Raw genomic sequence first — 24,355 nt, 5'->3', positions numbered from 1 at the left:
CGGGCGCTGGCGCGGCGCAATGCTGGGCGTTAGCCCCGATTTCGCTGCTTTGGCAAAGCGGCGCTTATCCTCCGGTGGGGTATATAAAGCCGTTAATCGGATAGGTGCTGCCAAAGGCACCGGGCTGGCTTTCCACGCGCACGGCGGACCAGTCGTTGGCCTTGGACACGTCAATCACTGCCATCTTGAGCGAGACCTGATTGCGCTTCCAATTGGCGTGATCGACTTTAATTTCACGCGGGGAGACGATGTCGGACACCACGGCAATATGCCCCATCGGCATGGACCCGGTTGCGCTAAAAGCCATCACCGCGCCGACCACAGGCTCTTTGCCGCGTGGATAAAGCCCTTTTGCCTTGCCCCACCATGTCTCTGCATTGCCGCGAATTTGGATGCCGCTGACATTGCGGGCAAAGGGTACGCACCAAACGCGTTGACCCTTGGCACGCATGTCTTGGGCGGTTTGCACGGCCATGAAATGACGCTGCGGGTCAATCCCACCGAAATCATAGGTTGGCAGCGTGTCGGGAGCTTTTGCGCAGGCAGCGGTCAACAAAAGAGTTGCGCAAATCGCCATAAGGCCCCGGTTCGGCAGTGCTGCGCGTGTGGCGCTCATATGTCCCTCATTCACGAAATCCCGCGCTTTTGCCGGGTTGCGAAGGATTTTGAATATTCGGGCTTAAAAGCAAAGCGCGGATATGGCGACCGGCGGGAAATTGCCGGTTAGGCGAAAGGAGGAGCCTAACCCTCCGCTCGCTCAACCCCGGCGGCAATCGCCTCGCGCAGACGTTTTTCCAAAGCGCGCTGTTTGGCTTCGGCGTAATATTTGAGGCCAAACATGTCTTTGACGTAGAACGTATCGACGACTTGCTCGCCATAGGTCGCGATCACAGCATTGGCGATATAGACGTTGGAGGCCGCCAATGTGCGCGTCAGATCATAAAGCAGACCCGGGCGGTCGCGGGTGTCGACCTCGATAATCGTGTAGATCTCCGATCCTTCATTGTCGAAGGTGATATGCGTCGGCACCTTAAAGGCGCGTTCGCGTTTCTTGACTTTATCACGTGATTTCAAGGCATCGCGGGCAACGATCTCGCCACGCAGGGTCTTTTCAATCATCTCACGCAGGCGTGGCAGGCGGGAGGCTTCGTAGGCGTTATCCTCGGAATCCTGAATCCAGAAGGCATCGGTGACAAAGCCGTCCTTGGTGGTATAGCTGCGCGCATCCACGACATTGGCCCCTACCAGCGCCAGCGCCCCGGCCAGACGCGCAAAGATGCCGGGGTGATCGGCCATGACGAAACAGGCGCGAGTGGCGCCGCGGTCTTCGTCGGGGTGCAGATCAATGCGGATGTCGTCATTGCCGATGTCGCGCAGCAGTTCGGCAAAGGCCACATGCGCGGTGACGTGAAGGCCCTGCCAATAGGGCGGGTAATGCCGCGCGGTCTCGCGTTGCAGCGCCTTGCGCGGCCAGTCTTTCAATGCGGCACGCAGCGCTTTCTTGGCCTCGGCCCCGCGGTTCTCGCGGTTGAGGTCCTCCAGCCCGGTTTCCAGTGCCCGTTCGGTCTGGCGGTAGAGCGCGCGGATCAAGACGGCTTTCCAATTGTTCCAAGTGTTCGGCCCGACGCCACGAATATCGCAGACCGTAAGCACACAGAGCAGGTCGAGCCGCTTCACCGTCTGCACGGCCTTGGCAAAGTCGCGCACTGTACGCGGGTCGGCGATGTCGCGTTTCTGGGCCATGTCGGACATCAGCAGATGGTAGCGGACCAGCCATTCAACCGTGTCAACTTCATCCCGCTTTAACCCCAGTCGAGGCCCAATGCGCCGCGCCAGTTTGGCGCCGATGATCGAATGGTCTTCGGGGCGGCCTTTGCCGATGTCATGCAGCAGCAGGGCGATATAGAGCACTTTGCGGTTCACGCCACGCTCCAAGATCGAAGAGGCGACGGGCAGTTCTTCTTCCAACTCGCCTTTCTCGATCCGGGCCAGATGGGCGATACATTGGATCGTATGCTCGTCAACCGTGTAGCTGTGATACATATTGAACTGCATCATCGCCACGATCGGTTCAAACTCGGGGATGAACGCACCAAGCACGCCCAGTTCATTCATCCGTCGCAAAGCGCGTTCAGGGTTGCCGTGTTTCAGCAACAGATCAAGAAAGATGCGCCGGGCCTCGGGCGTGCGACGCATGTCATCGTCGATCAGCGCCAGATTGGCCTTAATGAGCCGCATTGCGTCGGGGTGGATCAACATGCCGGTACGCAGGGCTTCCTCAAAGATGCGCAGCAGATTCAGTTTGTCCGACAGGAACTCAGCATCGTCCTTTACGGCAATGCGGTTGTGCACCACCTGAAACCCTTCGCGTATTTTCGGACGGCGGCGAAAGATGCGCTCCAACAGCGGTTCGGCCTTCATATGGCTGGCTTCCAGCCCGGTCACGAAGATGCGTGTCAGATCGCCCACGGCAGTGGCGTGGCGGAAGTAGGCCTGCATAAAGACCTCAACCCCGCGCCGCCCGCCCATGTCCTCATAGCCCATCGCTTGGGCCACCAGCACCTGCATGTCAAAGGTCAGCTGTTCGGTCGCCCGCCCGGCCAAGAGATGCAGATGCCCGCGCACCGCCCAGAGAAAGGCCTCGGCCTCGCGGAAAGTGTCATACTCATCGGCGCGGAAGACGCCGAGATCGACCAGATCGGCCACGCGGTCAACGTCATGGATGAACTTGGCGATCCAGAACAGCGAATGGAGATCGCGTAGCCCGCCTTTGCCCTCTTTGACATTGGGCTCCACCACATAGCGTTCGCCCTGTTTCAGGTGGCGGTTATCACGCTCTTCCAACTTTGCTTCGATAAAATCATGACCTGAGCCTGAGAAGAGATCGATCTTAAGACTTTCCGACAGCGCCTCTGCCAAGGCCGCATCGCCATCGATGAAACGATGTTCCAGCAGCGCCGTTTGAATGGTGAAATCGTCCGCTCCAAGACGCAGACATTCTTCGATGGTACGGGTGGCGTGACCGACCTTCAGCTTCAGATCCCACAGGATATAGAGCATCGATTCAATCACGCTCTCTGACCAAGCGGTGGCCTTGTAGGGGATCAGAAACAGCAGATCGACGTCCGAATGAGGTGCCATCTCGCCGCGCCCATAGCCGCCCACGCCGATCATCGCCAAACGCTCGCCTTCGGTCGGGTTGGGATTGGGGTGAAGGATATGGCTGGCGATGGACAGCACGCAACGCAGCAGTTGGTCGGTTAGATAGGTATAGGACGAGGTCATCGCCCGCGCGTCGAAGGGGGATTCCGCAAAGGCCTGTGCAATGGCGGCGCGGCCTGCCTCGCGCGCGCTGCGCAGGATCGCCACAATATCAGCCCGGAGGGCCGCGCCTTCATGGGTGGTGTCGAGCTGTGAAAGCGCCCGCCAGACGCTGTCACCATCGAAAATCTGTTCGGGGCTGCAAATCAGGCGCGGGTGGGGCCCCGCGCCTGATGTTGTTGTCGGTTTCGCTAGGTCCAATTTAGAACCCGGCGCCGCCGAAGCCGCGGGGGGCTGGGTCAAGCACAACAACACGGTTGTCGCGGATCGTGGCTATCGCCAGCGCCCGCTCATTTGTGCCATCGCGGCGCAGGCGGAAGACGCCGCTGGCCCCATTGAAGCCCGCACCTTGGGTCAGTGCTGCGCCAGTCAGGGCGTTCGATTTGCCAGCTTTCACCAGCGAGCCAATCGCGGCTATGCCGTCAAATGCCAGACCAGCAAGCGGATGCGGTTCGTTTTGATAGGCGGCTTTATATTGGTTGGTGAAAGCATTGCTCGCCCCGGTATCGGGCCGTGCGAACCAGCCGCCCTGAATGCCCGGCAGTTCCAATGTCTGCGCCGGAATGTCCCAGCGGGTCAGACCCATGTATTGCGTGGTGGCCGCCTGCACGCCCGCTTCAGGGAGCAATTGGGCGAAAAGCGGCAGGGCGCTGGCCGAAGAGGTGGTCAAGAACAGTGCATTTGCCCCGGTGCTGTCAACCGCAGCTTTGACCCGCGGCACGGCAGCGACAACGGATTCTTGGCTCAAGGCATAATCTACTGTGCCTGCCAAAGTGGCGCGATTGGCGCTGATCGCCTGCAAGATCGCATCACGGCCCAGTTGACCAGCCAGATCCTGCCCGTGCAATACGACGATCTTATCTTTGCCGTTGCGTTTGGCAAAGCTCACCAAGCGGTTCGCGGTGTTAGAAAAGGTTGGTCCGAGGATGAAAACATTCCCGCCTGCAATGGTCGGGTTGTTAGAGAAGGACAGGACATTCACGCCCGAGGCTGCCACGGCAACACCTGCGGCATTGGCTGCTTCGGCATAAACCGGGCCAAGAATAATCTTTGCACCCTCATTCACGGCCTGAGAGGCAATCGAGGCCGCTTGGCTCGCATTGCCCGCCGTGCCATATACGCGCAGGTCAATCTGAACACCGCCCAGATCCCGCATCGCCAGACGCGCGGCGTTTTCTAGGTTTTGAGCGAGCAGATTATCGCTGGCCGAACCGCCGCGCGGGACCAGCAGGGCCACCGGAACAGGTGCGGCCGTATCAATACGCGGGCCACCGGAATTGGCGCCTGTGATCGCGACAGGCTGACAGGCCGCGAGGATCGCAGCAAAGAGAGGCAACAACAAAAGGTGCATCTTCTTGCGGATGGCTCGGAAAAAGGCAATCATCGGTATTCACTCCCCGGTGGTTACAGGGCGGCAAAAGCCGCCGGAATATGGCCGCGATCATAGTGACTGCGAAAGGCGGGTCCAGCGTTGAAATTCCAAAAGACAGAGCTAGCGCCAGGACTTTATTTTGTCGGCGTCCCCATCGGCACGGCGCGTGACATCACACTGCGGGCGCTGGACGTGCTGGCCTCCGCCGATGTGCTGGCGGCTGAAGATACCCGCAGCTTGAGGCGGCTGATGGAAATCCACGGCGTCCCGCTTGCCGGGCGGCAGGTGTTGGCTCTGCACGATCACAGCGGCCAAACGGTGCAGGAGCGGCTGATCGCTGCGATTGGCGAGGGAAAATCGGTCGCCTATGCATCCGAAGCGGGCATGCCGTTGATCGCCGATCCGGGGTTCGAACTGAGCCGAGCAGCAGCGCAGGCGGGGGTCATGATGACCTGCGCGCCAGGGCCATCAGCGGTACTGACCGCCTTGGCCTTGGGTGGGCTGCCAACGGACGCATTTTTCTTTGCTGGGTTTTTGCCAAATAGCAAAGCTGCCCGTCTCAGTGCGCTGGAAAAGCTTCGCGATATCCCCGGCACGTTGGTTTTCTACGAATCGCCCAAGCGGCTAGGGGCGATGTTGCGAGACGCGGCCACGGCTCTGGGGGGGCAGCGACAGGCCGCAATGTGCCGAGAGTTGACAAAAAAGTTTGAGGAGATCCAAAGGGATACATTGGAAAACCTCGCGGAAACCTATCTTGCCAAAGCGCCAAAAGGCGAAGTTGTCGTGCTTATTGATCGCGGACGTTTAGAATCTGTTAAGCAAGTTGACTTAGAAGCGGACCTGAAGCGGGCGCTGCATGATCATTCGATGCGCGATGCCGTTGATCTGGTGGCCAAAGCTCATGGTTTGCCCCGGCGGCAGGTCTATCAGGCAGCATTGTCGCTCGGCAACGACGGTTGAGGAGGTTGTTTCGATGATGGTAAGAGATGCGCCCCTGCGCTCGGCTGCAAAGCGTCAGCGAGGGTTGAATGCTTATCACGCAGGATTGGCCGCCGAACAGCGTATTGCTCAAGACTATGAGCGACGGGGGTTTGCGGTTGCGCGGCAGCGTTGGCGTGGGCGCGCGGGGGAGATAGATTTGATCGTGCGGGACGGCGCTGCCTTGATCTTTGTCGAAGTGAAACAAAGTCGCAATTTCGCCCGCGCTGCAGAAAGCCTGTCAAAGCGACAGATGCAACGTATCTACAAATCCGCCGAAGAATTCCTTGCTGGAGAGCCTGCTGGCAGTCTGACGGAAGTGCGTTTTGATGTGGCCCTTGTTAACGGACAGGGAGCAACTGAAATCATTGAAAATGCTTTTGGTCTTTGCTGAGCTATTGCGCCCTCCCACCTGCTGCGCCATCTAAGAGGGGTCCTTTTTACCCTGTTCCATAGGTTCAGGTCGGGACGTGACCGACGCAAGCAGCAGGGAGACCCCAATGAAGATCGCCTTTCAGATGGACCCGATTGGGGACGTGGACATCATCGCGGACAGCAGTTTCCGTCTTGCCGAAGAAGCTCAAGCGCGGGGGCATTCGCTGTTTTTCTACTCCCCAGACCATCTGGCCTATCAAGAGGGACGGATCACGGCGCGGGGGCATGATTTTACCGTCCAGCGCGTCCAGGGCGATCATGCGCAGTTTGGTGAGGAACGTGAGGTTGATCTTGCGGGCTTCGATGTGGTTTGGCTGCGCCAGGATCCGCCGTTTGACATGCACTACATCACGTCGACCCATCTGCTGGATCGGTTGAAAGGGACCACATTGGTGGTCAATGATCCGTTTTGGGTACGCAATTTCCCCGAAAAGCTGATGGTGCTCGACTTTCCCGAATTGACGCCGCCAACGACGATCGCACGCGATCTTGCGACAATTAAAGCATTCAAAGCCAAACATGGCGATGTGATTCTCAAACCGCTGTATGGCAATGGCGGGGCTGGCGTGTTTCGGTTGGATACGAATGATCGCAATTTGACGTCGCTGCATGAATTGTTCACCAACTTCTCGCGTGAGCCGTTGATCGTGCAAAAGTTTCTGCCTGCGGTATCTCAGGGTGATAAACGTGTCATCCTTGTCGACGGTGAAGCCGTGGGGGCGATCAACCGCGTGCCAGCAGCGGGCGAGACGCGGTCGAATATGCATGTCGGCGGGCGGCCTGAAAAGGTCGGACTGACAGAGCGCGATCTGGAAATCTGCGCGACCATCGGTCCGCTGCTAAAGGAAAAGGGGCAGGTTTTCGTCGGCATCGACGTGATCGGCGACTATCTGACCGAGATCAACGTCACATCGCCCACTGGCATTCAGGAGTTGGAGCGGTTTGACGGGGTGAATATCGCCGGCAAGATCTGGGAGGCGATTGAGGCGCGGCGCGGGTGAGCCTTCGGCGTCATCTGCTGAACCGCTGTCTGCGCTGGACTGAGAAACCCTTGTTGTCGCGCGGATCACCGCAGATGTTGCGTCGGGTTCTAGAAATACAGGCCCGCCTGTTTTTTCGCGGCCCCCGCGACGTAGATGCGAATTGGCAAGAGGTGCCGGATGGTCCGCGCGCCTTGTGGCTTGTCCCGTCGCAGGCGGGGGCGCGGGTCATCCTTTATATTCACGGCGGGGGGTTTGTCTTTGGCAGCCCGCAGACGCATCAGGCCATGTTGGCGCGGCTGGCCTCGCGTTGCAAAGCCCGAGCAGTTTTGCCAACCTATGCGCGAGTTCCAGAAGCGCGGTTCCCTGCGCCGGCGAAGGACGTGCGCGCGGCTTGGGACGGGCTGCGTCGTGCGGGGATCGCGGCGCAGGATATCGTGATCGGCGGCGATAGCGCCGGTGGGGCTTTGGTGTTCGCTCTGTTGGCAGAGCTTTGTGCAGAGGGCCGCGCTTTGCCGGCAGGTGTGTTTGGGCTTTCGCCTTTATTGGATCTGACCTTTTCGGGGCGAAGTTTTCGCGAGAATGCGGGGCGCGATGTGCTCTTGCCGGTTCAGCGGGCGAGCGAAATGGTGCAGTTGTATCTCGCAGGGTTTAACCCCAGCGATCCGAAAATCAGCCCGTTGTACGCAGATTTTCAGGGCGCGCCACCGGTCTGGCTTTGTGCCAGCGATACCGAGATTTTGCGCGACGACAGCCGCCGTTTGGTTGCACGTTTAGAGGCTGCCAATGTGCAGGTGACCTTTCGCGAAGAGCATGATCTGGCCCATGTTTGGCCGCTCTTTCAAAACCATTTGCCAGAGGCGCAAGCGACGATTGAAGCGCTTGCGGATTGGATCAAGGCTTTGCCGCTTGCGGCAGGCAGCGAGAGGCTGGGTCGGGAAGTCGAAAACTAATCGCCTCCGCCATATGGGCACGACCAACATGGGTGGCGCCCTCTAGATCAGCGATTGTGCGGGCGACCCGCATCACACGGTGATAGCCCCGTGCCGATAGCGCAAAGCGATCTGCTGCGCGGACCAGCAATGCGCGGGCATCACTGTCGGGGCTGGCAATCGCTTCGAGCATATCGCCCATGGCATCGGCATTGGCGGACATCCCCGGATGATCGGCAAAACGAGCGGTTTGTCGGTCACGTGCGGCGCGAACGCGGGCGCCGACATTTGCTGAGCCTTCGGCGCTCGGCGGCAAGTTCAGGTCTGTATAGCTGACAGGCGGCACGTCGACACGCAGGTCAAAACGATCCATCAGCGGGCCAGAAATGCGCCCCAAGTAGTCTTCGCCGCAAGCCGGTACGCGGGAACAAGCGCGGGCGGGGTCGGGCAGATACCCACATTTGCAGGGGTTCGCGGCGGCGACCAGCATGAATTTGCAGGGGTATTTCACATGGGCTTTGGCGCGGGCGATCATCACCTCGCCGGTCTCGATAGGTTGGCGTAGCGTTTCGAGCACGGTGCGCGAGAATTCGGGAAACTCGTCCATGAACAGGACACCGTTATGGGCAAGGGAGACTTCGCCGGGCCGGGCCCGCCGCCCGCCGCCGATGATCGCGGCCATGGAGGCGGTATGGTGCGGCTCGCGAAAAGGCCGGCTGCGAGAGATGCCGCCTTCGTCGAGCAGCCCCGCGAGCGAATGGATCATCGACGTTTCAAGCGCTTCGATGGCGGTAAGGGGCGGCAGGATGCTCGGCAGACAGGCAGCGAGCATGGATTTGCCCGAGCCCGGCGTGCCCACCATCATTAGGTGATGACGCCCTGCCGCAGCGATTTCCAAAGCGCGTTTGGCGCGTTCCTGACCTTTCACATCCCGCAGGTCGCGGGTGGCTGTGGAAAGCGGCACTTCACCCGGTTCGGCGGGGGTGATTGGCACCTGTCCAGTATAATGGCGCACCACATCGCTGAGGGATGTCGCGGCGATGACCTGCGCGGCACCAACCCATGCGGCCTCCGCCCCCGAGGCGGCAGGGCAGAGCAGGCTGCGGTCGTGGGCGGCGGCTGCCATGGCGGCGGGCAGGGCGCCGACCACCGGGACTAACGTGCCGTCGAGAGACAACTCGCCCAGAGCGACGACGTTCTGTGTTATATCATCCGGCAGAATGTCCAGCGCCGACAAGAGCGCCAGGGCGATAGGAAGGTCAAAATGGCTGCCTTCTTTCGGCAGGTCCGCAGGGGATAGGTTCACGGTGATGCGTTTGGACGGCAGGGCAATGGCCATCGCGCCGAGTGCGGTGCGGACCCGGTCGCGGGCTTCTGAAACCGCTTTGTCGGGCAGCCCGACGATGGAAAAACCCGGCAAACCAGCGGTCATAGCGCATTGCACTTCAACCATCCGGGCCTCTACCCCCTGAAATGCGACCGTATAGGCCCGCGACACCATCTGTCTATTCTCCTGCCCTGACAGGATTAAGGGTTAGGCAGGGTGTGTTTAAGAATGGTTAATCCGGTTAGAGCACATCGTTAATCTTATGGACCTGCCATTGGCCTTCTTTATGGCTCAGGTGAGTCACCGATAGATTGTCGATCTTATGGGCCATGGCCGCCAAAGGCTCGGTGCCGAGCGCCTGTTGGATCTGGGTCAGGATTACGCCGAAATGAGCGACTGCGATCACATGCGCCTGCGGATGAGCGGTATTGATCCGGGCCACCACGCGATCAACGCGAGCTTTGGTTTGGTTCCAGCTTTCGCCCTCTGGCGCAACGACATCGCCCGGCGTTTCCCAATAGGCGCGACTTAAGTCCGGGTCGCGGGCTGCGACCTCTTTAAAATGCAGCCCGTCCCAAGCGCCAAAGTGCAACTCGCGCAGGCCGTGCTCATTCGGAAGACGGGCGCGGCTCGGCAGCGCCAAGGCATCGGCAGTCGCAACCGCGCGGCTAAGGTCAGACGACAGCAGCACGGCCTCACGTGGCAGGTGGGCGTTCAGCCGCGCAAGGGCTGCGGCATCTGACAGATCGGCAGGCACATCGCGCCAGCCAACGAAATTTTTTTCATGTGTCGGGCCATGACGGACCCAGTGCCAGACCGTCATTCCAACTGGCCTTTCAGCACCTGTGGCAAACCTGCGATCACCTGAACCACGGTGTCGGCTTCGGCGGCGAGCGCGATGTTGAGCCGCCCCTGCGCTTCGCGGAACTGCCGTGCCAATGCGTTGTCGGGGACGATCCCCTGTCCCACCTCGTTTGACACAATGATCCACGGTGCCGCGCAGCCGCGCAACGCCTGCAGCAGGTCGTTTTGCGCTTGTTTAAGGTCACTGCCTTCCAGCAGGTGATTGCTCAACCACATGGTCGCGCAATCGATCAGCGCAATCTCGCCCATGGTGAGGTTGGACAACGGTTCTGACAGGTCAAGCGGGCATTCAACTGTCTGCCACCCCGCATCACGCCGCGCCCGGTGTATGTTCACGCGTTCTTGAACTTCGGCGTCCCAGATGCGCCCAGTGGCAAGGTAAGTCCTTTTAAGACCTGAAGAATTTGCCAACTCCTCGGCCCATTGGGACTTTCCTGACGCCGCACCGCCTAGAGCGAAGGTATTTCTTGGCAACATCTTCTCATCAAATATTTGAACCAAATGGCATAGCTCTGCGTATCTCTCTCAACGGCGCATCACAAGCCAAGCCACGCTTTAAGGGGGATATCCATTATGTCATTGCAAACCGCACGCGAATTTTCACTCACCCGCACCGCTATGAAGGCCGAGTTGCTCGACGCCGATACCGAACTTGAACTGGCCTATGCTTGGCGCGACCAGCGAGACGAGGCAGCGCTGCACCGTCTGATCACCGCTTACATGCGTTTGGCGATTTCCATGGCGGGTAAATTCAAGCGCTACGGCGCCCCCATGAACGATCTGATCCAAGAAGCGGGTCTGGGTTTGATGAAGGCGGCGGATAAGTTCGACCCCGACCGAGGCGTGCGCTTCTCGACCTATGCCGTTTGGTGGATCAAGGCGAGCATCCAAGACCATGTCATGCGCAACTGGTCGATGGTACGGACCGGATCGACCTCCTCGCAAAAATCCCTGTTTTTCAATATGCGTCGTGTGCAGGCTCGGCTGGAGCGCGAAGCCTCGGCGATGGGCCAGACCCTCGACAAACATCAGCTACGCCAGATGATCTCGACCGAAATCGGTGTGCCGCTGCATGATGTGGAGATGATGGAGGGGCGTCTGTCCGGATCGGACTATTCGCTGAACGCCACGCAGTCCGCCGAAGATGAGGGCCGTGAGTGGATCGAAGCGTTGGCTGACGAAAGCGCGCAGGCTGCGGAACGTGTTGAGGAAGAGCATGACACGGCACAATTGCGCAACTGGCTGCTGACCGCGATGCAGGGGCTGTCGGAGCGTGAACAGTTCATCGTTCGTGAGCGCAAACTGCGTGATCCTTCGCGCACTTTGGAGAGCCTTGGCGATGAGTTGAGCCTCAGCAAAGAGCGGGTGCGTCAGCTGGAAGCGGCAGCGTTCGGCAAAATGCGCAAGTCGCTCGAAATGCAATCGCGTGAAGTCTTTGCTTTCTTGGCATGACTGAGGCGCCCCCACTCGCTGGGGGCTGGCAGAATTGTGATCCCCGGATTAAGGTCTCCCGAATGAAATCGGGGGGCCTTTATGCTGTCGGGCAAACATATTCTGTTGATCATCGGGGGGGGCATTGCTGCCTATAAGTCGCTCGACCTGATCCGCCGCCTGCGCGAACGTGGGGCGCGGGTGACGCCGGTGTTGACTCGGTCTGGCGAAGAGTTTGTCGCACCGCTTTCGGTTTCCGCACTGACGGGCGTAAAGGTCTTTCGCGATCTCTTTGATCTGGGGGATGAGGCTGAGATGGGCCATATCCAACTGAGCCGCGCGGCGGATCTGTTGGTCGTGGCACCTGCGACGGCGGATTTGATGGCGAAAATGGCCCAAGGCACAGCGAATGATCTGGCCTCAACGTTGCTGTTGGCCACTGACACGCCGGTGCTGTTGGCCCCCGCAATGAATGTCCGCATGTGGACGCACCCCGCGACACAGCGCAATATTGCCACGCTGCGCAGTGACGGTATCGGCATGATTGGCCCGAATGACGGCGACATGGCCTGCGGTGAATATGGCCCCGGACGCATGGCAGAACCGCTGGAGATCGTCGCCGCCATCGAAGCGCGTCTTGGCGATGGTCCGCTAAAGGGCAAGCGCGTCGTCGTGACGTCGGGGCCTACGCATGAGCCCATCGACCCGGTGCGCTATATCGCCAACCGCTCATCCGGTGCGCAGGGGACGGCCATTGCACGCGCGCTTGCAGCACTGGGGGCCGAGGTTGTCTTTGTCACCGGTCCGGCAGAGGTGCCTGCGCCCGAGGGCGTGCAGGTCGTGTCGGTCCAGACAGCGCAAGAGATGTTGAAGGCGGTCGAGGCTGCCTTGCCCGCCGACGCCGGCGTTTTCGCTGCTGCTGTGGCTGATTGGCGGGTCGAGGGGGCGAGCGGTCGTAAGCTTAAGAAATCCAAAGATGGCCTGCCCACGCTTTCCTTTGCCGAGAACCCCGACATCCTCAAAACCATCAGCCAGCGCAGCACAGACCGCCCGCCGCTGGTCGTGGGGTTCGCCGCCGAGACCGACGATGTGCTGGCCAACGCCACATCGAAACGGCTGCGCAAGGGCTGTGACTGGATCGTGGCCAATGATGTCTCGCCCAGCACTGGGATCATGGGGGGCAGTGAAAACGCTGTGACATTGATTACCGACGCGGGTGCAGAGGAGTGGCCGCGCATGGGCAAAGATGCAGTTGCCCAGCAGCTCGCCCAACGTATTGCCGCAGAACTGGCCTGAAGGAACGTCATGACCACAATCAAACTCCGCTGGGCCGAAGGCGCGGACAAGACCCTGCCGCTGCCCGCCTATGAAAGCACTGGCGCCGCCGGGGCCGACCTGCGCGCGAACCTGCCCGGTGGCGCGATCACCTTGGCCCCCGGTGCGCGCGCGCTTATTTCGACTGGGCTGCATATGGCGATCCCACAGGGGTTCGAGGTTCAGGTCCGCCCGCGCTCCGGGTTGGCGCTCAAGAATGGTATTACCGTAATCAATAGTCCCGGCACGATCGACAGTGACTATCGTGGCGTGGTTGGGGTGATCCTTGGGAATATGGGTGATGAGAATTTTACGGTGACGCATGGGATGCGCATCGCGCAGATGGTCGTGGCGCCTGTGGTGCAGACGGGCTTTGATCTGGTTGAGCAAATGGATGAGACGACGCGCGGTGCAGGCGGGTTTGGTTCGACAGGGGCCGCCTGATGGCGCTGGTGCTGCTGATCGCCTTGGCCATTTGGTTCGGCGGTGGCCTTTTGGGCATGCCACGCGGCCTGCGGGCAGGGATGCTCGCGGTGATGTTCGTGGCCCTAATCGCCTTGCATCTGGTCTTCCCGGCAGACCATCCCATGCGCCTTGGCACCGGCGGCAGCGCGGCACCTTGGCTGTTGCTGGCGGGCTTTGCCGCGCTGGTGGCGCTTTACCGTTTGGGCCTGTCCACCCTGCGAGCACGGGCCACACCGGTGGACGCTCCGCCAAGTTCGGGCAGCTTCAGCGACAGCGAATTGAACCGCTACGCCCGCCACATCGTCCTGCGCGAAGTCGGCGGGGCAGGGCAGAAGGCGCTGAAAAATGCCAAGGTGCTGGTTGTGGGCGCAGGCGGTCTTGGTGCGCCTGCGCTGCAATATCTCGCGGCGGCAGGGGTCGGCACCATTGGGGTGATCGATGATGACACGGTCGAGAACGCCAATCTGCAACGGCAGGTGATCCACAAAGACGCCTCTATCGGCATGCCCAAGGTGTTCTCAGCCCAAGCCGAAATGCTGGCTCAGAACCCCCATATCACCGTGCGCCCCTATCACCGCCGCCTGTCGGACGACATCGCAGAAGCCCTGATCGCTGACTATGACCTCGTGCTGGATGGGACCGACAACTCGGACACGCGCTACCGGGTCAACGCGGCCTGTGTCGCGGCGGGTGTGCCGCTTATCTCAGGTGCGCTGAGCCAATGGGAAGGGCAGTTGAGCGTTTTTGATCCCGCCCGCGGCGCGCCCTGCTATCGTTGCGTCTTTCCCGAAGCGGCGGCTGCAGGGCTTGCGCCATCCTGTGCGGAGGCGGGGGTGATCGGCCCACTGCCCGGTGTGATTGGCACGATGATGGCGCTGGAGGCGGTCAAGCTCATCACTGGCGCGGGCAGTGTGCTGCGTGGGCAGATGATGATCTATGACGGGCTTTACGGCGAGAACCGGCAGATCACGATTACCCGTCGGAAGGGCTGTGAAACCTGCGGCGGGTGATTGCAAGTCTCTGCCCCGCGCCCCATCTTGGGGGCAAAGGAGATTTTCATGACAAACCCGCTGCTGGCCCGTTGGGACACCCCCTTCGGCATCGCCCCCTTTGACCGTATTTCCGACGACGATTTCGCGCCTGCGTTGCAAGAGGCACTGACCGCCCACCGGGCCGAGATCGACGCGATAGCAGACAACTCGGATGCGCCCACCTTTGCTAATACGATTGAAGCGCTAGAAGCCTCTGGCCAAGCGCTCGACAAGGTGCTCAGCGTGTTTTTCACCGTCGCCGGGGCCGACAGCAACCCAACGCGCGAGGCGTTGCAGCGCGAATTTTCGCCGGAACTGGCGGCGCATCAATCGGCAATCTCGGGCAATGAGTCGCTGTTCGCGCGTATCGCTGCCGTCTGGGCCGCGCGGGATGATCTGGACCTGACCGAGGAACAGGCGCGGGTGCTGATGTTAACCCACCGTGGCTTCGTCCGCGCCGGGGCGGCGCTGACCGGGGATGCCGCCAAACGCATGAAAGAGATCAAGGCGCGGCTTGCCGTACTGGGGACGCAGTTCACCCAGAACCTGCTGGCCGATGAGCGGGCGTGGTTCATGCCGCTGGGCGAAGATGACCTGACCGGCCTGCCGGATTTTGTGATCGACACCGCAAGGGCAGCGGGCGAGGAGAAAGGCGCAGACGGTCCGGTGGTCACGCTGTCGCGTTCGCTGATCGTGCCTTTTCTGCAATTCTCGGACCGCCGCGATCTGCGCGAAAAGGCGTTCCGCGCATGGGAAGCGCGTGGCGCGAATGGGGGAGAGACCGACAATCGCGAGATTGCCGCCGAGACGTTGGCCCTGCGCAAGGAGCGTGCAGAGTTGCTCGGCTATGAAAACTTCGCCGCTTATAAGCTGGAAACCGAAATGGCCAAGACGCCACAGGCGGTGCGCGATTTGTTAATGTCGGTCTGGAAACCAGCCAAGGCGCAGGCTGATGCGGATGCCGAAGTGCTCACAGCACTCATGCAGGACGACGGTGTGAACGGCCCCCTTGAGCCGTGGGATTGGCGCTACTATGCCGAGAAACGCCGCGCGGCAGAGCATGACCTCAATGAAGCGGCGCTGAAACCTTACTTCCAACTCGACCGAATGATCGACGCAGCCTTTGACTGTGCCAATCGTCTGTTCGGGCTGGAATTCGCGCCGCTTGACGTGCCGCTCTATCATCCCGATTGCCGGGCATGGGAGGTAACGCGCGGTGGCGAACATGTGGCGGTCTTTATCGGGGACTATTTCGCGCGTGGCTCCAAACGTTCGGGCGCGTGGTGTTCGGCAATGCGCGCGCAGGCGAAGTTCCCGCAGGAACAAGCGCCGGTGGTCATCAACGTCTGCAACTTTGCCAAAGGCGATCCAGCTCTGCTGTCCTATGACGATGCGCGGACGCTGTTTCACGAGTTCGGCCACGCGTTGCACCAGATGCTCTCGGATGTGACCTATGAAAGCGTCAGCGGCACCTCGGTCGCGCGGGACTTCGTGGAACTGCCGAGCCAGCTTTACGAGCATTGGCTGGACCAACCCGAAGTGCTGCAGAAATTCGCCACCCACGCCCACACCGGCGAGGCGATGCCGCGCGAGATGTTGGAGGAAGTGCTGAAGGCTGCGACCTTCGACATGGGTTTTCAGACCGTGGAATACATCGCCTCTGCGCTCGTCGATCTGGAGTTCCACGACGGCCCCCCGCCCGCTGATCCCATGGCGCGGCAGGCCGAGGTGCTGGCGGAAATCGGCATGCCGCAGGCAATCCGCATGCGCCACGCCACACCGCAATTCGCACATGTCTTTGCGGGCGACGGCTATTCCAGCGCCTACTACAGCTACATGTGGTCCGAGGTGATGGACGCCGATGCTTTTGCCGCCTTTGAAGAAGCAGATGGGGCGTTCGATGCAGAACGCGCCAAAGCGTTGGAAGACCACATCCTCTCAACCGGCGGCAGCCGCGATCCGGCAGAGCTTTACACCGCGTTCCGTGGACGCTTGCCGGGGGTTGAAGCGCTGCTGAAGGGGCGCGGACTGGCGGCCTAAGAGCATGTGGCCGGGGGTCAGTACCCCCGGTCGCGGTCCACGAGATGCAGCAACGGCTTACCGGCTTCGCTGCGGCGAATGTTTTCCGCGATCACTTCGGACGCCGTGTCATTGCGCGTCGCGGCGGCGATATGGGGGGTCACGGTGACATTGGGATGCGCCCAATAGGGGTGGTCCTCGGGCAGCGGCTCGACCCGGAAGACATCAAGCGTGGCATGGGCGATCTGTCCGCTGTCGAGCGCGGCGAGCAGCGCGTCATCGTCAATCAGCGGACCGCGACCGGGGTTAATGATATAGGCACCCTTGGGCATCTGCGCGAGCGTCTCGGCGTTGATCACATTCTGGGTGGCGGGCGTGTCGGGCATCAAAAGCACGGCGATCTCGGCACGCTTGAGCGTTTCGGTCAGACCTGTGTCACCATGCAGACAACGCACGTCCTCCACCGCTTTCTCACTCCGCGACCAGCCGCTGACGCTAAAGCCCAGCCCCACCAGCGCCTTGGCCACCGCCTGCCCAAGTGCGCCAAGCCCAAGGATCGCGACACTGCGATCACGGGCGAGCGGTTGGTCGCGCGGCTCCCATTTGGCGTCTCGCCGGGTGATGTCGATATCCAGCCCCAGATGATAGCGCAGCACATGGCCGGTGACCCATTCCACCATACCGTGCGTCAGGCCGAAATCCACCATCCGGGTCAGCGGGATTTTCAGGGTCTCATTGCCGGTGATATTCTCGACCCCGGCCCAAAGGTTCAGCACCGCTTTGGCGCGGGTGTAGGGTGTGAAATCCTGCAAATCGCTGTTAGGCGCGTAGACGATGTAGTCGACCTCTTCGGGCGCGAAATCTGTGGCGAGTTTGAGATCCCGCCCCGGCAGCGCTTTCGTTAACGCATCCGTCAGGGGCTGTTCATATCCAGCCCAGCGTTCGGCCTTGGCAGCGAAAAGAATATTGATCGTCATAAATTACCTCGGTCTATGAACATGCGCCGATTGCACAAGGCCAAAGGCCAAGAGCAGCACCAACATGGCCGAGCCACCGTAGCTGACCATCGGCAACGGCACGCCCACCACCGGGGCCAGCCCCATGACCATCGACATATTGACGGCGAAAAAGAGAAAGAAATTGAGCGCAATGCCCAGCGTCAACAGGCTGGCAAACCGGTCTTTGTTCTTGATTGCTGAGACCACACAGAACAGGATGATGAGCGCATAAAGGCAGAGCAACGATACGCCGCCAAGAAAGCCAAACTCTTCGGCCAGTGTGGTAAAGATGAAGTCCGTGTGTTTCTCGGGCAGAAAGTTCAGCCGCGACTGGGTGCCTTGCATATAGCCGCGCCCCGACCAGCCGCCCGAGCCGAGCGCGATCTTGGACTGGGTGATGTGGTAGCCCGCGCCCAACGGGTCCTGACTGGGGTCGATGAAGGTATCAATACGGCGGTACTGGTAGTCCTTAAGCAATTGCCACGGTGTGCCCCGCGATTGGAAGACCGCTGTGACCAGCCCGATCGCAGCGGCGATGACCGCCGCGAAATAAGCCCAGTGAACGCCGGCCAAAAACATCAACCCGCCCCCCGCCGTCAGCAGCAGGATTGAGGTGCCAAGATCGGGCTGTTTCAGCACCAGCGCGGTAGGGACCACGATAATTAATATGGGCAGCAGTACCCAAAACGGGCGCGAGACTTTCTTGGCGGGCAGCCAGTCGTAATAGGCCGCCAGAAACACCACCAGCGTGATTTTCATCAGTTCCGAAGGCTGTAATCGCATGAAACCAATATCAATCCAGCGCTGCGCCCCCATGCCCACCGAGCCGAAAAGTTCGACCGCGACAAGCAGCAGCAGCGTGCCACCATAGGCCACGCCAGCAAGGTTGCGCCACAGCCATATCGGCACCATCGCCACGCTGAACATCAGCGCCAGACCCAGCCCGAAACGCTTGATCTGCGGCTCTGCCCATGGGGCAAAGGAGCCACCGGCCACGGAATAGAGCATCAAAAAGCCGACCCCCGCGACAGAGGTCAGCAAGATCGCCAGCGGCCAGTTCATATACAGGATTTTGCGCAGCCCGGTGGGGACGTGTTTGACCGTATGCTCAAGATAGCTCATGCCTGATCCTCGCCCTCTTTCGCGGCGACGGTGCCGGGGGCCAGATCGCGGAGCTTCTCTTGCTGGGTCTTGATGCGGCCCCGGTCAGACTTGGGATAGGCGTCGAGCGGGGGCTCGCCGCCGGCCATAGCCTGCAATATGACGTCCCGCGCGATGGGAGCTGCCGCTGTGGAGCCGCCGCCGCCATGCTCGACCAGAACCGCGACTGCATAGCGCGGCTTGTCAAATGGTGCGAAGCCCACAAAAAGCGCGTGGTCACGGCGTTCCCACGGCAGGTCTGCGTTACGGGTCACGCCACGCGCGCGTTCGGCGGCGGTGATGTTGCGGACCTGACTGGTGCCGGTCTTGCCCGCCATCCGCATCGTATCGTCGATGATCCGGCTGCGGTAGCCGGTGCCGCGCCGGTCGTTGACCACATCGTACATCGCCTTGCGCACCTGTCGCATGTGGTTTTCGTTCAGCCCCATCGGCGCCCCGGCACCGCTGGGCTGTTCCACCCCGTCGATGGATTTGATCAGCCGCGGGTCCACTGCGCGGCCCGTCGCGATGCGTGCGGTCATGATCGCCAGTTGCAGCGGTGAGGCAAGGTTGAACCCCTGTCCGATCGAGGCGTTGACGGTGTCGCCCACGACCCATTCCTCGCCCCGCGCTGAGCGTTTCCATTGTTTCGTTGGCGTCAGCCCCCCGGCGACGGACGACAGCGCCAGATCATGTTTCACACCTAGGCCGAAGCGGTTCGCCATTGCAGTGATCTTTTCGATCCCCACCTTCACAGCAAGGTCGTAGTAATAGACGTCACACGATTGCTTGAGCGAGTTTTGTAGGTCGACCCAACCGTGGCCTGCGCGTTTCCAGCAGTGAAAGCGCCGTCCCGCGACCTCCAGATGGCCGGGGCAATAGACGGTTTCATCGGGGGTAACGATGCCCTCTTCAATGGCGGCCAGCGCCACGATCATCTTGAAGGTAGAGCCGGGTGGGTAGGTGCCTTGGACGGGTTTGTTCACCAGCGGGCGGTATTTGGAGTTCAGCAGCGGGTTATAATCGGCCGAGGAAATCCCGCCGATAAAGAGGTTCGGGTCATAGCTGGGCGATGAGGCAAGCGCCGCCAAGTCGCCGTTCTCGCAGTCAATAATTACCACCGCGGCGCTTTCTTCGCCCAAACGCGCTTGCACGTAGCGTTGCAGATTGGCGTCGACCGTCAGTTGCAGATCGGCCCCAGCCTGTCCCTCTCGCCGCTCCAACTCGCGCATCACGCGGCCGGTTGCGTTAACCTCGACGTTCTTGGTCCCGGCGCTGCCACGCAGCAGGCTTTCGGCGCGGGCCTCGACGTTGATCTTGCCAATCTGAAAACGCGGGATGCGCAGCACTTGATCAGGGTCTTCCAGCGCGTCCAGATCAGCTTGGCTGACGCGGCCCACACGACCCACCACATGGGCGAAGTCTCCGCCGCGCGGGTAGACGCGGGTCAGACCCACTTCGGGCGTGACACCGGGCAGGGCAGGGGCATTAACGCTGACTTTGCTCACGACCTCCCAACTGACGTCATCGACGATGGTGACGGGCAGGAAGGGGGCGGAGCGGGCCATTTCAGCCATCGCGCGTTCGCGGGTTTCCGGATCGATTTCAATGACCTGCGCAAGGCGGTCCATGACCTTTTCCACATCGCCAGCATCTTCGCGCACCATGACAATGCGGTAAGAGGGCACGTTTTCAGCCAGTTGCAGCCCGTTGCGGTCAAAAATCTCGCCACGGGCGGGGGGGATCAGGCGGATGTTGATGCGGTTCTCTTCGGCCAGCAGGCGGAATTGGTCGGCCTGATCGACTTGCAGATAACGCATCCGCGCGGCTAATCCGCCCATGAACAATAGCTGCGCGCCGCCCAACAACGCCGCACGGCGTGTGAGTTTGAGGTGGCTTGCATCACTGTCAGCGCGGTTGCGTCTCATTGCAGCGGTCTCCGTTCAAACCCGTTTGCCAAGCGCATCAAGATCGCCCGGCGCTGTTTTACGCACGCCCATGATACCATGGGTGACAAATACGATCAGCGGATAGATCACGACCGTCGCGACAAGTTCGGTGAGGTTCAGCGTCCACGTCGGGGTGGGCAACAGCGCAAGCCCTAAGAGCAACCTATTGCCCAAGATCACAACGCTCAGCACCACAGCGACGCTCAGCCATTCAGCGGCAAAACTCGCGTCCCGCAGATGCCGCCCGCGCGATTTGAGGTTCTCCACCCCGATCAGAGCCAGCACGGCCCAAAGACCGGGTGGGCGGTGTAGCAGCAGGTCCGCCAGCAGAAAAACCCCGGCTAAAATGATCGCCGGCACATATTCAGGCCGCCGCAACCCCCAAGCGCAGGCAAAGGCCAAGAGCAGGTCCGGCCCGGCCCAACTGCGCGGCAGGGTTTCCAGCGGCAGGAGGTGAAAGAATAGGATCACCAGGACCAGCGCGACAAAGCCGCCCCGCATGAGCCACAGACGGCTGCGCGACAGATCGGTCATGGGGTGATCCCCACAGGCGCAGCCGGGTCGGCCAGCGGCCCGTCCGAGGTGATCACATGCGCGGTGTCGGGCACCTCTTCATGGCCGTGGTGGCGCAGCACGCGCAGGAATTCGAGCCGCTCGTAATCTGCCGCCAGACGCACCCGCAGACGCCCACCTGGATCGGCGGCAACCTGTCCGATCAGAATGCCCGCCGGAAAGACCCCACCATCGCCTGAGCTAATCACCCGGTCGCCGGGGCGGACCAGTTCGGGGTTCTCAATAAAATCAAGCGGCGGGGCGGCGGTGTTATCGCCGGTCACCATCGCGCGTTGTCCCGAGGGCTGGATCGTCGCCGGAATACGGCTTGAGGCGTCAGTCAGCAGGATCACCCGTGCCGTGTTCTTGCCCACACCCGCAATGCGCCCCACGAGGCCAATGCCGTCCATCGTCGCCCAGCCTTCGACCAGTCCATCGCGCGCGCCCACATTCAACAGCACGGATTGCCGGTAGGGCGAGCCACTGTCAGCCATCACGGTGCCGGTGATAAAGGTCAGGCGCGGGTCGAGCCGCACGTTGTTGAGGTCCAGCAGCCGCGCGTTCTCCTGCTCTAATTGCAACGCCGCTTCTTTCCACGCCTGCATTTGGCGCAGTTCCGAGCGCAGCTCGCGGTTCTGTTCGTTCAGCCGCTGATAGCTTTGAAAGTCGCGCAGCAGGTTGATCGTGCCAGTCACCGGAGCCATCGCCCAGTCGAGGTTCGGCACAAAACGGTCCGTCACTTGAGCGCGAAAGCGTTCCACACGCGGGCTGTCGATCCGCCACAGCAGGAACACGCCGGTCAACGCCAGCACCAGCACAGCCAAAAGCAGCCGACGCAGGGGGCCGGTGAAATCGCTGGAACTGGACCGGTCTCTGGCCATCTATGCTCAAACTCCCACCCGGTCAGGCGGGGCGTTGTCGCCGCGTGCCGGGTCTGGCTACCTTGCCAGTATTAACTGTCGTAATCGATTGCGTGGCGGAGTTGTTTTTCATACTCAAGCGCCTTGCCAGTGCCGAGGGCCACGCAGTTGAGCGGCTCATCCGCGACCGAAATCGCAAGGCCGGTCTGCTCGCGCAGGGCGAGGTCCAAGTCACCCAAGAGCGCGCCGCCGCCGGTCAGCATGACGCCCCGGTCAACAATGTCAGCGGCGAGGTCGGGCGGGGTGGTTTCCAGCGCGGTCATCACCGCTTCGCAGATCTGCTGCACCGGTTCGGCCAAGGCTTCGGCGATCTGGGCTTGTGTCACCTCGATCTCTTTCGGGACACCGTTCAGCAGGTCACGGCCCCGGATCTGCATCGAGGTGCCGCGCCCGTCATCGGGCATACGTGCCGTGCCGATGGAGGTTTTCACCCGCTCAGCCGTGGTTTCCCCGATCAGCAGGTTCTGCTGGCGGCGCAGGTAGTTGATGATGCCTTCGTCCATCCGGTCACCACCAACGCGGACCGAGCGGGCATAGACGATGTCGCCCAAGGACAGCACCGCGACTTCGGTCGTACCGCCGCCGATGTCGACAACCATGTTGCCGGTGGGGTCCGTGATCGGCATGCCGGCACCAATGGCAGCGGCAATGGGTTCGGCGATCAGCCCCGCACGGCGGGCGCCCGCGCTCAGCACCGATTGACGGATCGCGCGTTTTTCCACTGGGGTCGCGCCATGCGGCACGCAGACGATGATCTTGGGCTTGGAGAAGGTCGAGCGCTTGTGCACCTTGCGGATGAAATGCTTGATCATCTCCTCGGCGGTGTCGAAATCGGCAATGACACCCTCGCGCATCGGGCGGATCGCCTCAATGCTGCCCGGTGTCCGGCCCAGCATCAGCTTGGCGTCTTCGCCCACCGCGAGCACTTTCTTGACGCCGTCTTTGACGTGGTAGGCGACAACCGAAGGTTCGCTCAGAACGATGCCCTTACCCTTGACGTAAACCAGCGTATTCGCGGTGCCGAGGTCGATCGCCATATCAGAGGAGAACAGACCGCGGAATTGATCGAGGATGGACATAGGGTAGCGGAGCCTTGCAAATATTCGGACGGGCCCGGTGCATAGGATATGCGCGGGCTATTGGCCCTTATAGGACGCGCAGGGGCAGGGTGAAAGGGGCAAGGCGGCAAAGGTGGCGCGATATTGCCATCGCGCTATCATGCAGTGGCAGATTTAAGGAAATGTAAGGCGGAGGTCCACGGCATCATGCAAAAAATTCAAACACTCGGGGTGCATCATATCACACTTACCGGAGCAGACCGGCAAAGCTCGATTGATTTTTGGGAAGGGGTACTGGGGATGCCCTTTGTCTTTGACCAGCCCAACTTGGATGATCCCGACGAGGGGCATCTGTATTTTGATCCCGGCGATGGTCGCTTGATCACGATCTTTACCAATGAGACCCGCAAACGCGTGCATAACCGCACGCCGACGGACCCCGGCTGCGTGCATCATCTGGCGTTTGAGGTAGACAAGGCGATGTTTGACCAGATCATCGAACGGCTGGAAGCGCGCGGTATTGGTCATTCGGGCGTGAAGGATCGGGGCTTCATGCATTCGATCTATTTCAAAGATCCGCTGGGGCTGTTGATCGAACTGGCCTGCTATACCTTCATCCCGCCGCGTGGGTCGAGCCATGCAGAGGTGATGCTAGAGGCGCATAAGCTGCGGGTAGCGGCGGGGGATAATCATATCCAGCGGCAGCATTTGGCGGACGCGACGGTGAAGATTGTCGAGCGCGGTCAGGCGTCGCTGAGTGAGGATCGTGGGGCGAAGAACCCGTATTGACGGGGCGCGGCGCAAGACAAGCCGCGGGCGCTGGCGCTCTTTCCCGACGGTTTCCCATGTCACTTGGCCCGGAATCGAGCCGCAGGCGCCGGGCCATCGGCTGCCCGTCCATCACGCCAGAAGCGTGCGATTGGATGTTTGCGCACCTCTGGTGCGGCGGGTGGGCGAGTTTGTGAAGCTGGGCGTAACCTCGCGAGCGCACATTACGATTGAGCCATAGCGCACATCACGATTAAGCCTTAAAGGGGTATCAACGCGGATCGCATCGCCGACCCACGGTCAGGCGATTGCTCTCGCTTTTGATGGCTTTTGATGTCACTTAGTCGGGGCTGAGATCAGTCAATTAAAGCGCAATGCTCGAAGCGCTGTCCCCATTTTCTCAACAGTTTTCCATGCCACCGGGCCCGGAATCAAGCCGCAGGCGCCGGGCCATCGCCTGCCCGTCCCGCCGGGTAGGCGATTTGGTGAAGCTAGGCGTAA

At 61.0% G+C, this 24,355-nt stretch carries 22 protein-coding genes; 10 read left to right on the top strand and 12 right to left on the bottom strand.

Annotated elements, in window-relative coordinates:
- Positions 1–64: 64 nt before the first annotated feature.
- The 3 genes from HTT03_RS00715 to HTT03_RS00705 all read right to left on the bottom strand — a co-directional run bounded on the left by HTT03_RS00715 (position 65) and on the right by HTT03_RS00705 (position 4,705).
- A complete protein-coding gene (locus tag HTT03_RS00715; protein ID WP_246253311.1) occupies positions 65–616 on the bottom strand; it encodes a CHAP domain-containing protein in 552 nt (183 codons plus the stop codon).
- Between the two features lie 125 nt (positions 617–741).
- Positions 742–3,522: a [protein-PII] uridylyltransferase gene (locus HTT03_RS00710; protein ID WP_174857965.1), complete on the bottom strand. Its 2,781-nt coding sequence runs from the start codon at positions 3,520–3,522 to the stop codon at positions 742–744.
- A 1-nt stretch (position 3,523) separates the two neighbouring features.
- Entirely contained in the window at positions 3,524–4,705 is a 1,182-nt protein-coding gene (locus tag HTT03_RS00705) for a penicillin-binding protein activator (protein ID WP_174857964.1), read from the bottom strand.
- Between the two features lie 87 nt (positions 4,706–4,792).
- Between HTT03_RS00705 and rsmI the strand changes: the two genes are divergently transcribed.
- The 4 genes from rsmI to HTT03_RS00685 all read left to right on the top strand — a co-directional run bounded on the left by rsmI (position 4,793) and on the right by HTT03_RS00685 (position 8,039).
- On the top strand, positions 4,793–5,653 hold the full coding sequence (gene rsmI / locus HTT03_RS00700) for a 16S rRNA (cytidine(1402)-2'-O)-methyltransferase (protein WP_174857963.1): 861 nt from the start codon (positions 4,793–4,795) through the stop codon (positions 5,651–5,653).
- A gap of 13 nt (positions 5,654–5,666) precedes the next feature.
- The gene (locus HTT03_RS00695; RefSeq protein ID WP_246253310.1) at positions 5,667–6,065 is read left to right on the top strand and encodes a YraN family protein; all 399 of its coding nucleotides are present in this window, start codon (positions 5,667–5,669) and stop codon (positions 6,063–6,065) included.
- 106 nt (positions 6,066–6,171) lie between these two features.
- Positions 6,172–7,107: a glutathione synthase gene (gene gshB / locus HTT03_RS00690; RefSeq protein ID WP_174857962.1), complete on the top strand. Its 936-nt coding sequence runs from the start codon at positions 6,172–6,174 to the stop codon at positions 7,105–7,107.
- Between the two features lie 74 nt (positions 7,108–7,181).
- Entirely contained in the window at positions 7,182–8,039 is an 858-nt protein-coding gene (locus tag HTT03_RS00685) for an alpha/beta hydrolase (RefSeq protein WP_217482688.1), read from the top strand.
- On the opposite strand, the gene HTT03_RS00680 is transcribed toward HTT03_RS00685, so the two are convergent.
- The 3 genes from HTT03_RS00680 to cobU form a co-directional block, all read right to left on the bottom strand.
- Positions 7,981–9,519 carry a YifB family Mg chelatase-like AAA ATPase gene (locus HTT03_RS00680; protein ID WP_174857960.1) on the bottom strand — a complete coding sequence of 513 codons (1,539 nt, stop codon included), beginning with the start codon at positions 9,517–9,519 and terminating at the stop codon, positions 7,981–7,983. The genes HTT03_RS00685 and HTT03_RS00680 overlap by 59 nt on opposite strands.
- Before the next feature lie 67 nt (positions 9,520–9,586).
- On the bottom strand, positions 9,587–10,168 hold the full coding sequence (locus tag HTT03_RS00675) for a histidine phosphatase family protein (RefSeq protein WP_174857959.1): 582 nt from the start codon (positions 10,166–10,168) through the stop codon (positions 9,587–9,589).
- On the bottom strand, positions 10,165–10,686 hold the full coding sequence (gene cobU / locus HTT03_RS00670; RefSeq protein ID WP_174857958.1) for a bifunctional adenosylcobinamide kinase/adenosylcobinamide-phosphate guanylyltransferase: 522 nt from the start codon (positions 10,684–10,686) through the stop codon (positions 10,165–10,167). Before cobU ends, HTT03_RS00675 begins: the two co-directional genes overlap by 4 nt.
- A gap of 96 nt (positions 10,687–10,782) precedes the next feature.
- Between cobU and HTT03_RS00665 the strand changes: the two genes are divergently transcribed.
- From HTT03_RS00665 to HTT03_RS00645, 5 genes are all read left to right on the top strand, one after another.
- The gene (locus HTT03_RS00665) at positions 10,783–11,661 is read left to right on the top strand and encodes an RNA polymerase factor sigma-32 (protein ID WP_174857957.1); all 879 of its coding nucleotides are present in this window, start codon (positions 10,783–10,785) and stop codon (positions 11,659–11,661) included.
- A gap of 81 nt (positions 11,662–11,742) precedes the next feature.
- Positions 11,743–12,936 carry a bifunctional phosphopantothenoylcysteine decarboxylase/phosphopantothenate--cysteine ligase CoaBC gene (gene coaBC / locus HTT03_RS00660; RefSeq protein WP_174857956.1) on the top strand — a complete coding sequence of 398 codons (1,194 nt, stop codon included), beginning with the start codon at positions 11,743–11,745 and terminating at the stop codon, positions 12,934–12,936.
- 9 nt (positions 12,937–12,945) lie between these two features.
- On the top strand, positions 12,946–13,398 hold the full coding sequence (dut, locus tag HTT03_RS00655; RefSeq protein WP_174857955.1) for a dUTP diphosphatase: 453 nt from the start codon (positions 12,946–12,948) through the stop codon (positions 13,396–13,398).
- Positions 13,398–14,429: a HesA/MoeB/ThiF family protein gene (locus tag HTT03_RS00650; protein ID WP_174857954.1), complete on the top strand. Its 1,032-nt coding sequence runs from the start codon at positions 13,398–13,400 to the stop codon at positions 14,427–14,429. Before dut ends, HTT03_RS00650 begins: the two co-directional genes overlap by 1 nt.
- Positions 14,430–14,477: 48 nt before the next feature.
- Positions 14,478–16,490, top strand: coding sequence for a M3 family metallopeptidase (locus HTT03_RS00645; RefSeq protein WP_174857953.1), 2,013 nt, complete (start codon positions 14,478–14,480; stop codon positions 16,488–16,490).
- Positions 16,491–16,507: 17 nt separating this feature from the next.
- Here HTT03_RS00645 and HTT03_RS00640 read toward each other — a convergent pair whose 3' ends face one another.
- The 6 genes from HTT03_RS00640 to HTT03_RS00615 form a co-directional block, all read right to left on the bottom strand.
- Positions 16,508–17,446 carry a 2-hydroxyacid dehydrogenase gene (locus HTT03_RS00640; protein WP_174857952.1) on the bottom strand — a complete coding sequence of 313 codons (939 nt, stop codon included), beginning with the start codon at positions 17,444–17,446 and terminating at the stop codon, positions 16,508–16,510.
- 3 nt (positions 17,447–17,449) lie between these two features.
- The gene (rodA, locus tag HTT03_RS00635) at positions 17,450–18,589 is read right to left on the bottom strand and encodes a rod shape-determining protein RodA (protein WP_174857951.1); all 1,140 of its coding nucleotides are present in this window, start codon (positions 18,587–18,589) and stop codon (positions 17,450–17,452) included.
- Complete coding sequence (gene mrdA / locus HTT03_RS00630) at positions 18,586–20,535, bottom strand: penicillin-binding protein 2 (protein ID WP_174857950.1); 1,950 nt, start codon at positions 20,533–20,535, stop codon at positions 18,586–18,588. Before mrdA ends, rodA begins: the two co-directional genes overlap by 4 nt.
- Positions 20,536–20,550: 15 nt before the next feature.
- The gene (locus HTT03_RS00625) at positions 20,551–21,090 is read right to left on the bottom strand and encodes a rod shape-determining protein MreD (RefSeq protein ID WP_174857949.1); all 540 of its coding nucleotides are present in this window, start codon (positions 21,088–21,090) and stop codon (positions 20,551–20,553) included.
- Positions 21,087–21,989, bottom strand: coding sequence for a rod shape-determining protein MreC (mreC, locus tag HTT03_RS00620; protein ID WP_174857948.1), 903 nt, complete (start codon positions 21,987–21,989; stop codon positions 21,087–21,089). The genes HTT03_RS00625 and mreC overlap by 4 nt, the downstream gene beginning before the upstream one ends.
- 71 nt (positions 21,990–22,060) lie before the next feature.
- Entirely contained in the window at positions 22,061–23,107 is a 1,047-nt protein-coding gene (locus HTT03_RS00615) for a rod shape-determining protein (RefSeq protein WP_217482687.1), read from the bottom strand.
- A gap of 186 nt (positions 23,108–23,293) precedes the next feature.
- Between HTT03_RS00615 and HTT03_RS00610 the strand changes: the two genes are divergently transcribed.
- Entirely contained in the window at positions 23,294–23,875 is a 582-nt protein-coding gene (locus HTT03_RS00610) for a VOC family protein (protein ID WP_174857947.1), read from the top strand.
- Positions 23,876–24,355 lie beyond the last annotated feature (480 nt).

Source organism: Sulfitobacter maritimus (assembly GCF_013346665.1).
Lineage (GTDB): Bacteria > Pseudomonadota > Alphaproteobacteria > Rhodobacterales > Rhodobacteraceae > Sulfitobacter > Sulfitobacter maritimus.
This window is presented reverse-complemented; position numbering and strand designations above follow the sequence as displayed.

Excerpts from the sequence above, each read along its gene's own strand:
- HTT03_RS00715 (WP_246253311.1), bottom strand. The coding sequence starts at position 616 with ATGAGCGCCACACGCGCAGCACTGCCGAACCGGGGCCTTATGGCGATT.
- HTT03_RS00705 (WP_174857964.1), bottom strand. The coding sequence starts at position 4,705 with ATGATTGCCTTTTTCCGAGCCATCCGCAAGAAGATGCACCTTTTGTTG.
- HTT03_RS00695 (WP_246253310.1), top strand. The coding sequence starts at position 5,667 with ATGATGGTAAGAGATGCGCCCCTGCGCTCGGCTGCAAAGCGTCAGCGA.
- gshB (WP_174857962.1), top strand. The coding sequence starts at position 6,172 with ATGAAGATCGCCTTTCAGATGGACCCGATTGGGGACGTGGACATCATC.
- HTT03_RS00685 (WP_217482688.1), top strand. The coding sequence starts at position 7,182 with ATGTTGCGTCGGGTTCTAGAAATACAGGCCCGCCTGTTTTTTCGCGGC.
- HTT03_RS00680 (WP_174857960.1), bottom strand. The coding sequence starts at position 9,519 with ATGGTGTCGCGGGCCTATACGGTCGCATTTCAGGGGGTAGAGGCCCGG.
- HTT03_RS00675 (WP_174857959.1), bottom strand. The coding sequence starts at position 10,168 with ATGACGGTCTGGCACTGGGTCCGTCATGGCCCGACACATGAAAAAAAT.
- cobU (WP_174857958.1), bottom strand. The coding sequence starts at position 10,686 with ATGTTGCCAAGAAATACCTTCGCTCTAGGCGGTGCGGCGTCAGGAAAG.
- HTT03_RS00665 (WP_174857957.1), top strand. The coding sequence starts at position 10,783 with ATGTCATTGCAAACCGCACGCGAATTTTCACTCACCCGCACCGCTATG.
- coaBC (WP_174857956.1), top strand. The coding sequence starts at position 11,743 with ATGCTGTCGGGCAAACATATTCTGTTGATCATCGGGGGGGGCATTGCT.
- dut (WP_174857955.1), top strand. The coding sequence starts at position 12,946 with ATGACCACAATCAAACTCCGCTGGGCCGAAGGCGCGGACAAGACCCTG.
- HTT03_RS00650 (WP_174857954.1), top strand. The coding sequence starts at position 13,398 with ATGGCGCTGGTGCTGCTGATCGCCTTGGCCATTTGGTTCGGCGGTGGC.
- HTT03_RS00645 (WP_174857953.1), top strand. The coding sequence starts at position 14,478 with ATGACAAACCCGCTGCTGGCCCGTTGGGACACCCCCTTCGGCATCGCC.
- HTT03_RS00640 (WP_174857952.1), bottom strand. The coding sequence starts at position 17,446 with ATGACGATCAATATTCTTTTCGCTGCCAAGGCCGAACGCTGGGCTGGA.
- rodA (WP_174857951.1), bottom strand. The coding sequence starts at position 18,589 with ATGAGCTATCTTGAGCATACGGTCAAACACGTCCCCACCGGGCTGCGC.
- mrdA (WP_174857950.1), bottom strand. The coding sequence starts at position 20,535 with ATGAGACGCAACCGCGCTGACAGTGATGCAAGCCACCTCAAACTCACA.
- HTT03_RS00625 (WP_174857949.1), bottom strand. The coding sequence starts at position 21,090 with ATGACCGATCTGTCGCGCAGCCGTCTGTGGCTCATGCGGGGCGGCTTT.
- mreC (WP_174857948.1), bottom strand. The coding sequence starts at position 21,989 with ATGGCCAGAGACCGGTCCAGTTCCAGCGATTTCACCGGCCCCCTGCGT.
- HTT03_RS00615 (WP_217482687.1), bottom strand. The coding sequence starts at position 23,107 with ATGTCCATCCTCGATCAATTCCGCGGTCTGTTCTCCTCTGATATGGCG.
- HTT03_RS00610 (WP_174857947.1), top strand. The coding sequence starts at position 23,294 with ATGCAAAAAATTCAAACACTCGGGGTGCATCATATCACACTTACCGGA.